Here is a 12,992-nt window from a genome sequence, read left to right as displayed (position 1 = left end):
CGCGAGTCGAATGCGTTTTGCCGCGCCGGGTGGGGCGCTTTGCCAGCCGGAAGGAGCGGCGAAGCCGCATGTGGCCGGCCCCGCGGCGAGTCAGCAGGCTGGCGAGACGGAGCGGGAGGCGCGCTTTTCGGCCAGCGCGCGGCGATTTGGCGTGTCAGAAACGAATCAATGCGCGCCACGCCAAAAATCGGGCAGGCTCGCACTGCGTCAAAAGCAAACCGATTTCTCGGCAGCGTGAAGCCGTGACGGGCGCCTTACCGATTCGAACGCGTGTTGGCATAACCATTGCAATAAGGTCTGCACAGAAAAATGTTTTGCCGCCAGGTCGACGGTACGGGGAAAACCGGATTAAAAAAGACCGGCGGTAAAAAAGTCACTCGCAGACATGGTCGGGGAAGCCATCAGGTGTTTGCGGGAGCGCGGCGGGGCCTTCTTGAATACGTTAGAAAACGGGTGAGTGGCGGACCGGTTTGGCGGCCATTCAAAACCGGACGAAAAAAAGGGCAACGACTTCGCCGTTTTTCCTTTTCGACTTTTTGTCCTCACGACGCGAGAAGGGTGGCGATAACGACAGGCAACGCGCTGGCAACGTTCGCGAGCGACGCGCCGCAAAGGGAAGGGGCAGCGCCGGATCAGGACACCGGCCGGCGCGACGAAGCGGGGAGAGACGCTAGTCTCCACAGAGAGACGAATGTACGAGGTGAACCAGGGGCCGTGTCCGTGGGTTGGCACGGGCACGGCGACCTGGCCCAACGGCCGGGGCGCTGAGACCAGACGGCGTGACCTGGCGCAAATCTGCTCGACATCGGGGGTTGACATGAAACCACAACTGATTCGCAGGCCGGCCGCTTCGGGAGGAACCAGAAGCACTTACCGGCGGTATGTCGCGGCATCGCGCGCGCGCTTTTTCGCGCAGGCGGCGGGCTCGTCGGTCGATCTGCTGACGCTCGTCGTCGCCGAGTCGCTCGAGCGCCGAGCGCAAGCCGAGATCCGCCGCGACCTGCTGCGCGACGCGCTGTACGCCATGCCGGTGCGCGCTGAACGCAGCGCGGCGCAGCGGCGCGACGACGATGAAACCGACGTCTGACGCTTGCCGCTCGTCGGCTCGCAGCGACCGCGCAGGAATTCGATAACACCGTTTGCCGGCTCATGGCTTTCACGGAGGAGCGTCGCGGTAAGGAACTCGCGCCGAAGCCTGCGTCGTCAATCGTGAACAGACGACTGGAATAAAAGCCCGCGCATGACGCGCCAAGCGCCGCAGAGCTGCCATGATCGACATCTTCCTGATTGCCGCGAGCATCGAAAACGCGCAGCGAATCGTCGTGCGGCTCGAAGAGAGCGGCGTGCGTTACCGGCTGCACACCGCGTTCGGCCCGGCCCGGCAACTGCCGATGCACGCGCGCGTGGTCCGCGGCGCCGACCTGCTGATCGTCGACGACGCCAATCTGAGCGTCCGCGGACTAGACGGCATCGAGGAAACGCTCGCCTGCGCGCCGACGCTCCATTGCATGCTGGTGACGCCGGCGCCGTCCACCGCGCTGATCGGCGCGGCGCTGCGCGTCGGCGTGCGGCAGGTGCTGTCGTGGCCGCTCGATCGTCAGGCCGTCGTCGATGCGCTTGCGCAGATCGAAGCGCGGCGCCGCGAGCCCGAGCGGCGCCACGCGCGCGTGGTCACCCTGACGTCGAGCAAGGGCGGTAGCGGCACCACGCTGATCGCGGTCAACCTCGCGTGCGCGCTCGCCGCGCGGCGTGAGCGGCGCGTGCTGCTGATCGACCTGAGCCAGCAATTCGCCGACGCGAGCCTGCTGATGGCGAATCGCCCCCCGCCCATGACGCTCGTCGATCTGTGCTCGCGCAACGAGCAACTCGACCCGGCGCTGTTCGACGCGTGCGCGATGCACGTGTGCCCGAACCTGGATCTGCTCGCCGGCGCCGGCGATCCGTTGAAGGCCGCCGAACTGCTGCCCGGTCAGGTGGACCGGATTCTGACGCTGGCGCGCGAGCGCTACGACGCGGTGCTGATCGACGTCGGCCCGAGCCTGAATCCGTCGACGATCCGCGCGCTCGCGCATAGCGACGCGATCTGCATGGTGGTGCGGCAGAACCCGCTGTACCTGCATGGCGCGCGCCGCATGCTCGATATCTTTCGCGAACTGGGGCATCCGTCCGGCAAGGTCCGAGTCGTCGTCAACCAGTACGACAAGGACGCGCAGATCAATCTGCCGATGCTCGAACGCACGCTCGGCGCGAGGGTCGCGCTTCAACTGCCGCGCGACGATCAGCACGTCAACGATGCGCTCAGCCGCGGCGTGCCGCTCGTCGCGTGCGCGCGCGACAGCGGGCTCGCGCAAGGTATCGTGCTGCTCGCGAACATGCTGTGGCCCGCGGGTGCGGAGCGGCGCAGAAGCATGCTCGGCAGATTGCTCGCGACGTGGCCGAATCTGCCGCCGCAATTGAAGCCGGGGGGCTAGGACGACGTCTACTCGCTGCTCTAGCCTGGTCTTCTGCTGGTGAACCTCGAGATCCGGAGGATGATCGTCTGCGGCTGCGGTTGGCGCTGCGGGCCTGACTCATCCTGCGCGAAGAGAAGCTACAGTCCGACGACGAGCGCTATCGCGCATACCGTAGTAAGGTGAGATACAGGGTCATCCCCGGCATAGTCTGTAGGCGTAGAGCCGCGGCCTCAGAGTTTCGAAAGCGTCGGGCAGGCTCGCGCCGTCCGGTCACTCCAGCGAGAAAATCACGTGAGGGCAGCACCGTCCATGCAAAACGCGCAGGGTTTCAGCGACCTCGCGTCGATCCTCTCCAATCCGATTCTGAATACGGATTCGTACAAGGCGTCGCACTATCTGCAATATCCGCCCGACGCGACGGCGATGTTCTCGTACATCGAATCGCGCGGAGGACGTTACGGCCGCACGCTGTTCTTCGGCTTGCAGATGCTGCTGAAGGAGTACCTGTGCCGGCCGGTTACCGGCGCGATGATCGACCAGGCGCGGACCTTCTTCAGCGCGCACGGCGAGCCGTTCAACGAGGCGGGCTGGCGCTACGTCGTGCAGCGATACGGCGGCCATCTGCCGGTGCGGATTCGCGCGGCGCCCGAAGGCTCGGTCGTGCCCACGCACAACGTGCTCGTCACCGTCGAATGCGACGATCCGCAGGTGTTCTGGCTCACGTCGTATCTGGAGACGATGCTGATGCGCGTGTGGTATCCGATCACGGTCGCGACGCAAAGCTGGCATCTGCGCCAGACGATCCGCGCGTATCTGCTGAAAAGCAGCGACGATCTCTCGCAGCTACCGTTCAAGCTGCATGATTTCGGCGCGCGCGGCGTGTCGAGCGCGGAGTCGGCGGCGATCGGCGGCGCGGCACATCTCGTCAGCTTCATGGGCTCGGATACGGTGCTCGGCGTGGTTGCGGCGAATCACTACTACCGCGACCGCATGGCCGCGTTCTCGGTGCCGGCGGCCGAGCACAGCACGATCACGTCGTGGGGCCGCGAGCGCGAAGTCGACGCGTATCGCAACATGATCGCCCGCTTCGGCAAGCCGGGCGCGATCGTTTCGGTGGTGTCCGACTCTTACGACCTGTTCGCCGCGCTGAACGCATGGGGCGGCGAGCTGAAGCAGGCCGTGCTCGATTCCGGCGGCATGCTCGTGATTCGCCCGGACTCCGGCGATCCGTGCACGATCGTCCTGCACACGCTGCGCTCGCTGGAGGCTTCGTTCGGGTCGCAGACCAACAGCAAGGGGCGGCGCGTGCTCGACCATGTGCGCGTGATTCAGGGTGATGGCGTGAACCCGGATTCGATCGTCGCGATCCTCGCCGCGATGGACGAGGCCGGCTTCGCCACCGACAACATCGTGTTCGGCATGGGCGGTGCGCTGTTGCAGCAGATCAACCGCGATACGCAGCGCTTCGCGATGAAGTGCTCGGCGATCCGGCTAGGCGACACGTGGCTCGATGTGTCGAAGGATCCAGTCACGGATCACGGCAAGCGCTCGATGAAAGGCCGGCTCACCTTGCTGCGCCATCGCCGCACCGGCGAGTACCGGACGGTCACGTTGCCGATCGCGTGGGACGGGAGCACGGTGGAGGGCGAGTGGGATGAAGCGCTCGAGACGGTGTTCGATGCGGGCCGCCTGCTGGTCGATACGTCGCTGGCCGAGATTCGAGGCCGCGCATATGCGGACGAAGGTTGATCCAGCTTTCTGACGCATCGGCATGGTCACGAGCGGGCGGGTCATCAGCGCCCAGTGCTGCATGAAGGGCAGACCTACGGCAATATCCGACAGGATGCCGACCCCGATCAACGTAGCGACGCTGCCGTCAGCGTGAATCTTTACCATCGCGCGCGAAGCGCAGGAACGCCTTGACGGCGGGCGCTCGCTCGTGCCGACGAAACGCGAGCGCGATTTCGGACCCAATCGCCCGGCCGGCGATGTCACGGTAGACGACGCCCGGCAGCGCGATGCAATCGGCGAGCGTATGCGGCACGACTCTGCGCGTGCATGACGCGCTCCCGCAATACACGATACGACATCAATGAGCCATCCCAACACCGAGCTGATCGAACGTTTCTACACCGCCTTGCAGCAACGCGACGCCGAGACCATGGTCGCCTGTTATGCCGACGACGTCGTCTTCAGCGACCCCGCTTTCGGCGAGCTGGTCGGCGACGAAGCGCGCGACATGTGGCGCATGCTCGTCAAGCATGCGCAAGACTTCACGCTGACCTTCAGGGACATCGAGGCGGACGACCATACCGGCCGCGCGCAGTGGGTGGCGCGCTACCGTTTCGTCCAGACGGGGCGCGACGTCGTGAACCGGATCGAGGCGCGTTTCGTGTTCCGCGATGGGCTCATCGTCGAGCATCGCGACCGCTTCGATCTGTGGCTGTGGATGCGCCAGGCGATGGGCGTGCGCGGCACGCTGTTCGGCTGGTCGCCGTTCGTGCAGCGGATGCTCAGGCAGCAGGCGCGCCGAGGGCTGCTGCACTATCGCGGGCAGTTGAAGCGCGACTAGGTGCGCGCGGGCGGCGCGCCAGTGCTTGCCGGCGATAAGTGGATCATGACGAAGTGGATGCGCGAGCGCGCGTACGGCCGGGGCTGGCTCACATCAGTGGGAGGCGTGCCGAGGCGGGGCCTATTCGGCCGCTTTGTAAACATCCGGTCGGTGCAGCTCCATATACCGCTCGGGGTTCTCGAGCGACGTGAACCCATGCGGCGCATAGACGTGATGCGCGTCGGTCGTGACCAACATGATTCTGCGCAGCGTGACGAGCGAAGGGCTCGCAAAGATATGTTTCATCAACGCCGACGCATAGCCCTGGCCGCGATACGCGGGCAGCACGAACACGTCGCATAGGTAGGCGAAGGTCGCCTCGTCGGTGACGAGGCGCGCGAACGCCATCTGCTTGCCGTCGACAAAGCCGCCGAAGCACAGCGACCCGGCGACGGCGCGCTCGAAGGTCACGCGTGGCATGCCTCGCGCCCACGGCGTTTCCTGCGACAGGAATGTGTAGACGAGGTCGAGGTCGAGATCGTCGATGCGGCTGGAAATCGTCAGTTCGCCTGCTTGCACGGCACGTCTCCTTTTGATCGCGCAGCGCTTGCGCGTCCCCTAGCTCTTCGCCGGAGTTTCGCCGCCGCGCGAACCCCCACCGATACTCTGCCCAGCATTGCGGGCGAGCCCCATATATCCAAGCACGGACAGCAGCGTCAGCACGCCCGCGAACAGGAACGCGAGGCGGAAATCGTCGAGCGTGAACAGGTGGCCGGTCGTCTCGCCGTTGAACAGCGCCGCGACGCGCAGCGACACCGCGCCGAATGCGATGCCGAGACCGATCGTCATCTGCGCGGCCGCGCTCCACAGCGTACTCGCCGCGCTCATCTGCGGCTGCGGGATGTCGGCATAGGCGAGCGTCGCGAGCGTCGAGAACTGCATCGAGCGCGCGACGCCGTACACGAACACGACGATCAGCACGAACACGAGCGGCACGTCCGGCGTCAGCAGTCCGCACGCGATGATGAAAATGCCGGCCACCGCCACATCGACGATCGACACCATCCGGAAGCCGTAGCGCCGCAGGATGCGCGTAGTCAGCGCCTTCATGCCGAGATTGCCGAGCGCGCTCGCGAGCAGCAGCAGCCCCGAGCGGAACGCCGACAGCCCGAAACCGACCTGGAACAGCAGCGGCATCAGATAGGGCACCGCGCCGATGCCAATGCGCGTGAACGAACCGGTGATGACCGTCACGGAAAACGTCGGCACCTTCAGCGTCGATACGTCGACGAGCGGATACGGATGACGCTTCGCATGCTGGAACGCGAGCGCGCCGACCAGCAGACCGCCCGCCACGATCGAGACCGCGAGCCACGGATTGCTGGTCGGCTGGCTCGCGAGTTCCGCGCCGTACAGAATCGCAGTCAGCGCGACGCCGCTCAGCAGCAGGCCGACGACGTCGAGCGGCTTGCGTTCGGTGCCGCGCAGGTTCGGCACGATGGCGAGCGCGACGGCAATCGCCGCGAGGCCGAACGGCACGTTCAGCAGGAAGATCCAGCGCCACGACGCGTAGGTCGTGATGAAGCCGCCGATCGGCGGGCCGATCACCGGCGCCGCGATGGCCGGCCATGTGATCGTCGAGATTGCCTGCATCATGCGAGCTTTCTCGGTGCTGCGGACCACGATGAGACGGCCGACCGGCACCATCATCGCGCCGCCGATGCCTTGCAGCAGCCGCGCGGCCGTGAACTCGGGCACATTCTGCGACAGTCCGCACAGCACCGACGCGACCGTGAACACGCCGATCGCGCTGACGAACACGGTGCGCGCGCCGCAGCGGTCGGCGACCCAGCCGCTCGCCGGGATGAAGATCGCGAGCGCGAGCATGTAGGCGGTCATGCCGAGACTCAGGCTGTTCGGGCCGACGCCGAACGAACGCGCCATCTGCGGCAGCGCGGTGGCGATCACCGTGGTGTCGAGGTACTCCATGAAGAAGGTAGCCGCGACGATGTACGGCAGCCAGCCGACGTGCGCGGTGCGGGTGCCGCTGCAGCTCATCGGGCGAGCTCCCGTGCTGCGCGCGTGCGCGCTGAAAGACAATTGACGAGCCCGCGCGGGGCGCGTGAAGAGTTTGACTTCATGGTGCTTGCGACGACCTTTCGTTTGCGTTTTTGTGCTTCTGCCGGCAGCCGGGAGAGCGGCCCCGCGGACGAGGCCGGCGCCGCGAACGGTCGCGGCGGGGCTGACGCGAACATCAGCTTGCCTGATTGCCAGCCCTGAATCCTAACGCAATAACGGGTTCCATATCGCGCAGGCATGCAGCGCGTCGCACCGCCGCGCCGCCGCCCGAGCGTCAGTCCTTCCCCGCGTACTCCTTGTCCAGCCGGTCATACAGCGGCTTGTTGACGAGCCGCTGGCGCTCGCTGAACGGCGCGACGATCGTCGCGTCCTCGTCGAGGCGGCCGTTGCTTTGCAACCTGCCGAGCGCGCGTTGCATGCCGAGCACCGCGCCCTGCAGCGCCGCATTCGCGTACAGCACGATGCCGTAGCCGAGCTTCGCGAGCGCGTCGCGCGACTGCACCGGCGTCTTGCCGCCGATCACGATGTTGATCAGCTGCGGCACATTGAACAGCGCCGGCAGACGCTCGATGTCGGCGAGCGATTCGGTCGCCTCGATGAACAGGATGTCGGCGCCCGCCTCGATGAAGCGATGACCGCGCTCGATCGCGTCCTCGATGCCGTGGACTGCGGCCGCGTCGGTGCGCGCCATGATCTGCAGGTTCGCGTCTTCGCGCGCGTCGACAGCCGCGCGGATCTTGCCGACCATCTCGCTCGCCGCGACGACTTCCTTGCCCGAGAAGTGGCCGCATTTTTTCGGCATCACCTGATCTTCGAACTGGATCACGTCGGCGCCGCTGCGCTCCAGCACGCGCACGGTCTGGCGCACGTTCAGCGCGTTGCCGAAGCCGGTGTCGGCATCGACGATCAGCGGCAGCGCGACCGCGTCGCGGATGCGCGCGGTGTGCTCTGCGACTTCGGCAAGGCCGATGAACCCCAGGTCGGGTAGACCGAGCGACATGTTGGTGACGCCCGCGCCGGTGATGTAGACCGCCTCGAAACCGGCGTCCTCGATCACGCGCGCGCTCATCGCGTTGAACGCGCCGGGCACGAGCATGCCCTGACGCTGATTGACCTTGGCGCGGAAGGCGGCGCGGCGGGTGGCGGAAGTGGTGGTCATGATGCAGGTCTCCAGAAGGGAAATCGGTAAGGGAACGCGGCCGACATTCTGCAGGAAGCGTGCCATTGAACGGCAGTTCGCCGGTCGTGCCGCTGGAACAAGGGTTTGCGCGATATGAACTCCTGCCTGAACGTTCATGGCACAATCGGTGGAACGTTTCATGAAACGTTTCGAGGAACGTTTCAATCAAGGAGAGCCGCGTGTCCACGTTCACCCCATTTGTCGCCAATCCTAGCCCCGCCGTCGATGCCGGGCGGCCCGGTGTCGCACTCGTCAGTATCAGCCGACTGCAGTCGCTTTGCGAGGCGGTGGCGCCGCGCTACGCGGGCCGGGCGAAGTTCTTCACGGTGCGGGAGGGCTACGGCGCGGCCGTCGCCGCGCTGCAGGCTTACGTGGACGCAGGTTCGGTCGACGTCGTACTGTCCGCCGGCTCGAACGGCGCGTACCTGCGCGAGAACCTCAGCGTGCCGGTGGTAATGGTCAAGGTGAATGGCTTCGACGTGTTGAGCGCGATCACGCGCGCGACCGCCACATGGCCGCAGGCGCGCATCGGGCTCGTGCTGCACGAAGCAATCGCGCAGGAGTTGGCCGACCTGAGCCCGCTCTTGAACGTCGATCTGCGGCAGCGCGCGTATCGGTCGATCGACGAAGTGCGGCTCGCAGTCGATGAACTCGCCGCGCAGGGCTGCCGCGTGGTGGTCGGCGCTGGCATGGCCTGCGATCTGGCGCAGCAGGCCGGCATGGAAAGCGTGTTCCTGTATTCGCTTGCCGCGGTCGAGGAAGCGTTCGAGCGCTCGGTCGAACTGGCGCGGGTGAGCCGCCAGAAGGAATCGAAGCGGGTGCGCCTGAACACGATCGTCGCGCATCTGCGCGACGGCGTCGCCGCGTTCGACGAAGCCGCCCAGCTCGAAGCTGTCAACCCGGCAATGCTCGAACTGCTCCGTCTAGGCGCCGCGCAGGCGGTCCCAAACGACGACGAGGACACCCCCGCACGAGTGGCGCGCGCGCTCGCGCCGCTGCTGCGCGAGACGCGCGCCGCCGACCAGCCGGTCGACGAACGCATCGAACAGATCGGCGGCCGCGCGCTGATCGTCGGCTGTGTGCCGATCGTCGAGCAGGGCGCGCGCGCCGGTTTCGTCGTAACGGCGCAGGACGCGCTCGTTGCGCAGCGGATCGACCGTTCCCTGCGCACCAGCCAGCGGCCGAGGCATCTGGTTGCGCGGCACCGGCTCGACGATCTGATCGGCGCTTCGGCGGCGCTCGAGCGCGTGCGCCGGCTCGCGCGCGCCGGCGCCGCGCACGACGCGACCGTGCTCCTGAGCGGTGAAAGCGGCACCGGCAAAGAACTGGTCGCACAGGGCATCCACAACGCGAGCCGGCGGCGCGGCAATCCGTTCGTCGCGTTCAACTGCGCGGCGCTGCCCGAGGGGCTGATCGAAAGCGAACTGTTCGGACACGAGGAAGGGGCGTTCACGGGTGCGCGGCGCGGCGGCAAGCCTGGGTTGTTTGAAATCGCGCACACCGGCACTATTTTTCTCGATGAGATCGGCGAAATGCCGGCCGCGCTGCAAAGCCGGCTATTGCGCGTGCTGCAGGAGCGCGAGGTGATGAAGCTCGGCGCGGGCCGCGCGACGCCGGTCGACGTGAGGGTGATCGCCGCGACGCACCGCGATCTGCACGCGCTCGTCGAGGAGGGCGCGTTTCGCGCGGACCTGTATTTCAGATTAAATCTGCTTCAGATAAAATTGCCGCCGCTGCGCGAACGCCGTGCCGATATCGCGCCGCTGGCGCGGCACCTGTTGGAGCGCAGCGCGCTGCAGTACGGCTTGTCGGCGGCGGGGCTCGAGCGGGTGCTCGTGTTTCTCGCCCCGCTTTTTGCGGATTACGCGTGGCCCGGTAACGTCCGCGAACTGGAAAATCTCCTGGCCCGCGCGGCGATTTATATCGGTGACCCGACCAACGAGATGTCCGGGAACTTGACTGCCGACGCCTTGCCAGACCGGCAGGCGGTGTTTCCCGAGTTCTTCCGGATCAGGGCGGTCGAGGTCGAGCAGATCACACAGGCGCCTCCGGGCCCTGCGCCCGGCAGTACGGCGCCGCGCGCTACCCCCAGCCGTGAGGCTGCGCTGCGCGCCCTCGAACAATCGGGCGGCAATCGCGCCGCCGCGAGCCGAGCGCTCGGCATCGGCAGAACCACGCTGTGGCGGCTTCTGAAGGGCTGAAACGCCCGGCAAATCGTCCGATAGTTTCGACCGACGAAATGAATAGTGCGAGACTATCGAACTCATTAACACAATCCGCTTTACCTATTAAGCGTAGTCTGACATACTGACTCAACTTTCCAACCCCCTCAAAGAGAGGATTCAGCAAATGCCGATCATCAACAGTCAAGTCAAACCGTTCAAAGCACAGGCTTTTCACAACGGCGATTTCCAGACCGTCACTGAAGAAAGCCTGAAGGGCAAGTGGTCGGTTTTCGTGTTCTACCCGGCCGACTTCACGTTCGTGTGCCCGACCGAACTCGGTGACCTGGCCGATCGTTATGAAGATTTCAAGAAGCTGGGCGTGGAAATCTACAGCGTGTCGACCGATACGCACTTCACGCACAAGGCCTGGCACGACACGTCGGATACGATCCGCAAGATCAAGTACCCGATGCTGGCTGACCCGACGCTCGCTATCTCGCGCAACTTCGACGTGCTGATCGAAGAAGAAGGCCTCGCGCTGCGTGGCACGTTCGTGATCAACCCGGAAGGCGAGATCAAGCTGTGCGAAATCCACGACAACGGCATCGGCCGTGACGCTGGCGAACTGCTGCGCAAGGTTCAGGCTGCTCAGTACATCGCCAAGCACCCGGGCGAAGTATGCCCCGCCAAGTGGACGCCGGGCGCGCAAACGCTGACCCCGTCGCTCGACCTGATCGGCAAGATCTAAGGTCCGCGCAGCTCACGCTGCACCCGCAGTCTGCATCTGCCGGGATCTTCCCGGCGCTTCACCGCGCGAATCGCCTGATACGGCGCTTCGCGCGTCCCCGGGCCCAACACGTCCTATCCGGATGCGTGCGGCGCCGGGACACCCACACCCCTCGTCACGGAATCGCAACGCCATGCTTGACGCCAATCTCAAGACTCAACTGAAGTCGTACCTCGAAAAAGTTAGCAGGCCTATCGAGCTCGTCGCGTCGATCGATGACAGCGCGAAGTCCCAGGAGCTGCTGGCCCTGCTGAACGACATCGCGACCTTGTCGGAGCGCGTCACGGTGATCGAGCGTCGCGGCGACGACGAACGTAAGCCGTCGTTCTCGATTGGCGAAGCGGGCAAGGAAACCGGCATCCGTTTCGCCGGCATTCCGATGGGGCATGAATTCACGTCGCTCGTCCTCGCACTGCTGCAGGTCGGCGGCCACCCCGTCAAACTCGACGATGCGGTGATCGAACAGATCCGCAGCCTCGACGGCGACTATCAATTCGAAACGTATTTCTCGCTGTCGTGCCAGAACTGCCCGGAAGTCGTACAGGCGCTGAACGTGATGGCGTTGATCAATCCGCGCATCCGTCACGTCGCGATCGACGGCGCGCTGTTCCAGAACGAAGTCGACGCGCGCCAGATCATGGCGGTACCGACGATGTTCCTGAACGGCGAAACTTTCGGCCAGGGCCGCAGCGGCGTGAAGGAAATCCTCGCGAAGCTCGATTCCAACGCCGGTGCGCGCGCCGCGAAGGAACTGGAGAACAAGCCGGTGTTCGACACGCTGATCGTCGGCGGCGGCCCGGCGGGCGCGGCGGCGGCGATCTACTCGGCGCGCAAGGGCATTGCGACCGGTGTCGTGGCCGAGCGTTTCGGTGGCCAGGTGCTCGACACGCTGGCGATCGAGAACTTCGTCTCCGTGACCGAAACCGAAGGACCGAAGTTCGCGACCGCGCTCGAACAGCACGTGAAGACCTATGACGTCGACATCATGGACGTGCAGCGCGCCGAAGCGCTGATTCCGGGGCGCATCATCGAAGTACGTCTGGCCAACGGCGCGGTGCTGAAGGCGAAGACGATCATCCTCGCGACCGGTGCGCGCTGGCGCGAAATCAACGTGCCGGGCGAGCGCGAGTATCGCAATCATGGCGTCGCGTACTGCCCGCACTGCGATGGCCCCCTGTTCAAGGGCAAGCGCGTCGCGGTGATCGGCGGCGGCAACTCGGGCGTCGAGGCCGCGATCGACCTCGCGGGTCTCGTGCGCGAAGTGACGCTGCTCGAATTCGGTGCGACGCTGCGTGCCGACGAGGTGCTGCAACGCAAGCTGCGCAGCCTGCCGAACGTGACGGTCGTCACGCAGGCGCAGACCACGGAAATCATCGGCGACGGCAAGAAGGTCAACGGTCTGGTCTACAAGGACCTCGCTTCGGGCGAAGTGAAGACGGTCGAACTCGAAGGCGTGTTCGTGCAGATCGGTCTCGTGCCGAACACCGAATGGCTGAAGGGCACGGTCGAGCTGTCGAAGCATGGCGAGATCGTCGTCGATGCGCGCGGCGCGACGTCGGTGCCGGGCGTGTTCGCCGCCGGCGACGTGACCACGGTGCCGTTCAAGCAGATCGTGATCGCGGTGGGCGAGGGTGCGAAGGCATCGCTGTCCGCATTCGATCACCTGATCCGCAACAGCGAAGAAGTCGCGGCGGTCAGCGAAGCGGAAGCGGAAGCCGAAGCAGCGGTTTGATTCGGTAGCTCAGAGAGGCAAACCGCGGCCCGCGGGCCGCCGTTT

General features: G+C 65.6%; 10 protein-coding genes and 2 pseudogenes. 8 read left to right on the top strand and 4 right to left on the bottom strand.

Going from position 1 to position 12,992, the window contains the following annotated elements; all coding sequences use genetic code 11:
* Positions 1-817 precede the first annotated feature (817 nt).
* The 4 genes and pseudogenes from OKW30_RS32450 (at position 818) to OKW30_RS32435 (ending at position 4,202) form a co-directional block, all read left to right on the top strand.
* Positions 818-1,087 (top strand): hypothetical protein, encoded by a 270-nt coding sequence (locus OKW30_RS32450; RefSeq protein WP_429348642.1) that lies wholly within the window; start codon positions 818-820, stop codon positions 1,085-1,087.
* Positions 1,088-1,268: 181 nt separating this feature from the next.
* Positions 1,269-2,471 carry an AAA family ATPase gene (locus OKW30_RS32445; protein ID WP_429348641.1) on the top strand — a complete coding sequence of 401 codons (1,203 nt, stop codon included), beginning with the start codon at positions 1,269-1,271 and terminating at the stop codon, positions 2,469-2,471.
* Between the two features lie 101 nt (positions 2,472-2,572).
* Positions 2,573-2,659 (top strand): annotated as a pseudogene (locus tag OKW30_RS32440) (isoprenylcysteine carboxyl methyltransferase); the annotation flags it as partial.
* 103 nt (positions 2,660-2,762) lie between these two features.
* Positions 2,763-4,202: a nicotinate phosphoribosyltransferase gene (locus OKW30_RS32435; protein ID WP_184062427.1), complete on the top strand. Its 1,440-nt coding sequence runs from the start codon at positions 2,763-2,765 to the stop codon at positions 4,200-4,202.
* Positions 4,203-4,329: 127 nt separating this feature from the next.
* On the opposite strand, the pseudogene OKW30_RS32430 reads toward OKW30_RS32435, so the two are convergent.
* A pseudogene (locus OKW30_RS32430) lies at positions 4,330-4,500 on the bottom strand (LysR family transcriptional regulator); the annotation flags it as partial.
* A gap of 45 nt (positions 4,501-4,545) precedes the next feature.
* Between OKW30_RS32430 and OKW30_RS32425 the strand changes: the two are divergent.
* On the top strand, positions 4,546-5,025 hold the full coding sequence (locus tag OKW30_RS32425; RefSeq protein ID WP_429348640.1) for a nuclear transport factor 2 family protein: 480 nt from the start codon (positions 4,546-4,548) through the stop codon (positions 5,023-5,025).
* A gap of 120 nt (positions 5,026-5,145) precedes the next feature.
* On the opposite strand, the gene OKW30_RS32420 is transcribed toward OKW30_RS32425, so the two are convergent.
* The 3 genes from OKW30_RS32420 to OKW30_RS32410 all read right to left on the bottom strand — a co-directional run bounded on the left by OKW30_RS32420 (position 5,146) and on the right by OKW30_RS32410 (position 8,242).
* Positions 5,146-5,583 carry a GNAT family N-acetyltransferase gene (locus OKW30_RS32420; RefSeq protein ID WP_429348639.1) on the bottom strand — a complete coding sequence of 146 codons (438 nt, stop codon included), beginning with the start codon at positions 5,581-5,583 and terminating at the stop codon, positions 5,146-5,148.
* 39 nt (positions 5,584-5,622) lie between these two features.
* Entirely contained in the window at positions 5,623-7,062 is a 1,440-nt protein-coding gene (locus OKW30_RS32415; protein ID WP_429348638.1) for an MFS transporter, read from the bottom strand.
* A 295-nt stretch (positions 7,063-7,357) separates the two neighbouring features.
* Positions 7,358-8,242, bottom strand: a complete 885-nt coding sequence (locus tag OKW30_RS32410) for an isocitrate lyase/PEP mutase family protein (RefSeq protein ID WP_429348637.1) — start codon at positions 8,240-8,242, stop codon at positions 7,358-7,360.
* A 200-nt stretch (positions 8,243-8,442) separates the two neighbouring features.
* Here OKW30_RS32410 and prpR point away from each other — a divergent pair, with 200 nt between their 5' ends.
* From prpR to ahpF, 3 genes are all read left to right on the top strand, one after another.
* Positions 8,443-10,464: a propionate catabolism operon regulatory protein PrpR gene (gene prpR, locus OKW30_RS32405; protein WP_429348636.1), complete on the top strand. Its 2,022-nt coding sequence runs from the start codon at positions 8,443-8,445 to the stop codon at positions 10,462-10,464.
* Positions 10,465-10,612: 148 nt separating this feature from the next.
* The gene (gene ahpC, locus OKW30_RS32400) at positions 10,613-11,176 is read left to right on the top strand and encodes an alkyl hydroperoxide reductase subunit C (RefSeq protein WP_090809789.1); all 564 of its coding nucleotides are present in this window, start codon (positions 10,613-10,615) and stop codon (positions 11,174-11,176) included.
* A 172-nt stretch (positions 11,177-11,348) separates the two neighbouring features.
* Positions 11,349-12,947 (top strand): alkyl hydroperoxide reductase subunit F, encoded by a 1,599-nt coding sequence (ahpF, locus tag OKW30_RS32395; RefSeq protein WP_429348635.1) that lies wholly within the window; start codon positions 11,349-11,351, stop codon positions 12,945-12,947.
* Positions 12,948-12,992 lie beyond the last annotated feature (45 nt).

This window comes from Paraburkholderia sp. Clong3, from assembly GCF_050436485.1.
GTDB classification, from domain to species: domain Bacteria; phylum Pseudomonadota; class Gammaproteobacteria; order Burkholderiales; family Burkholderiaceae; genus Paraburkholderia; species Paraburkholderia tuberum.
This window is presented reverse-complemented; position numbering and strand designations above follow the sequence as displayed.

Coding starts and splice junctions, on each gene's coding strand:
- OKW30_RS32450 (WP_429348642.1), top strand. CDS start 818: ATGAAACCACAACTGATTCGCAGGCCGGCCGCTTCGGGAGGAACCAGA.
- OKW30_RS32445 (WP_429348641.1), top strand. CDS start 1,269: ATGATCGACATCTTCCTGATTGCCGCGAGCATCGAAAACGCGCAGCGA.
- OKW30_RS32435 (WP_184062427.1), top strand. CDS start 2,763: ATGCAAAACGCGCAGGGTTTCAGCGACCTCGCGTCGATCCTCTCCAAT.
- OKW30_RS32425 (WP_429348640.1), top strand. CDS start 4,546: ATGAGCCATCCCAACACCGAGCTGATCGAACGTTTCTACACCGCCTTG.
- OKW30_RS32415 (WP_429348638.1), bottom strand. CDS start 7,062: ATGAGCTGCAGCGGCACCCGCACCGCGCACGTCGGCTGGCTGCCGTAC.
- OKW30_RS32410 (WP_429348637.1), bottom strand. CDS start 8,242: ATGACCACCACTTCCGCCACCCGCCGCGCCGCCTTCCGCGCCAAGGTC.
- ahpC (WP_090809789.1), top strand. CDS start 10,613: ATGCCGATCATCAACAGTCAAGTCAAACCGTTCAAAGCACAGGCTTTT.
- ahpF (WP_429348635.1), top strand. CDS start 11,349: ATGCTTGACGCCAATCTCAAGACTCAACTGAAGTCGTACCTCGAAAAA.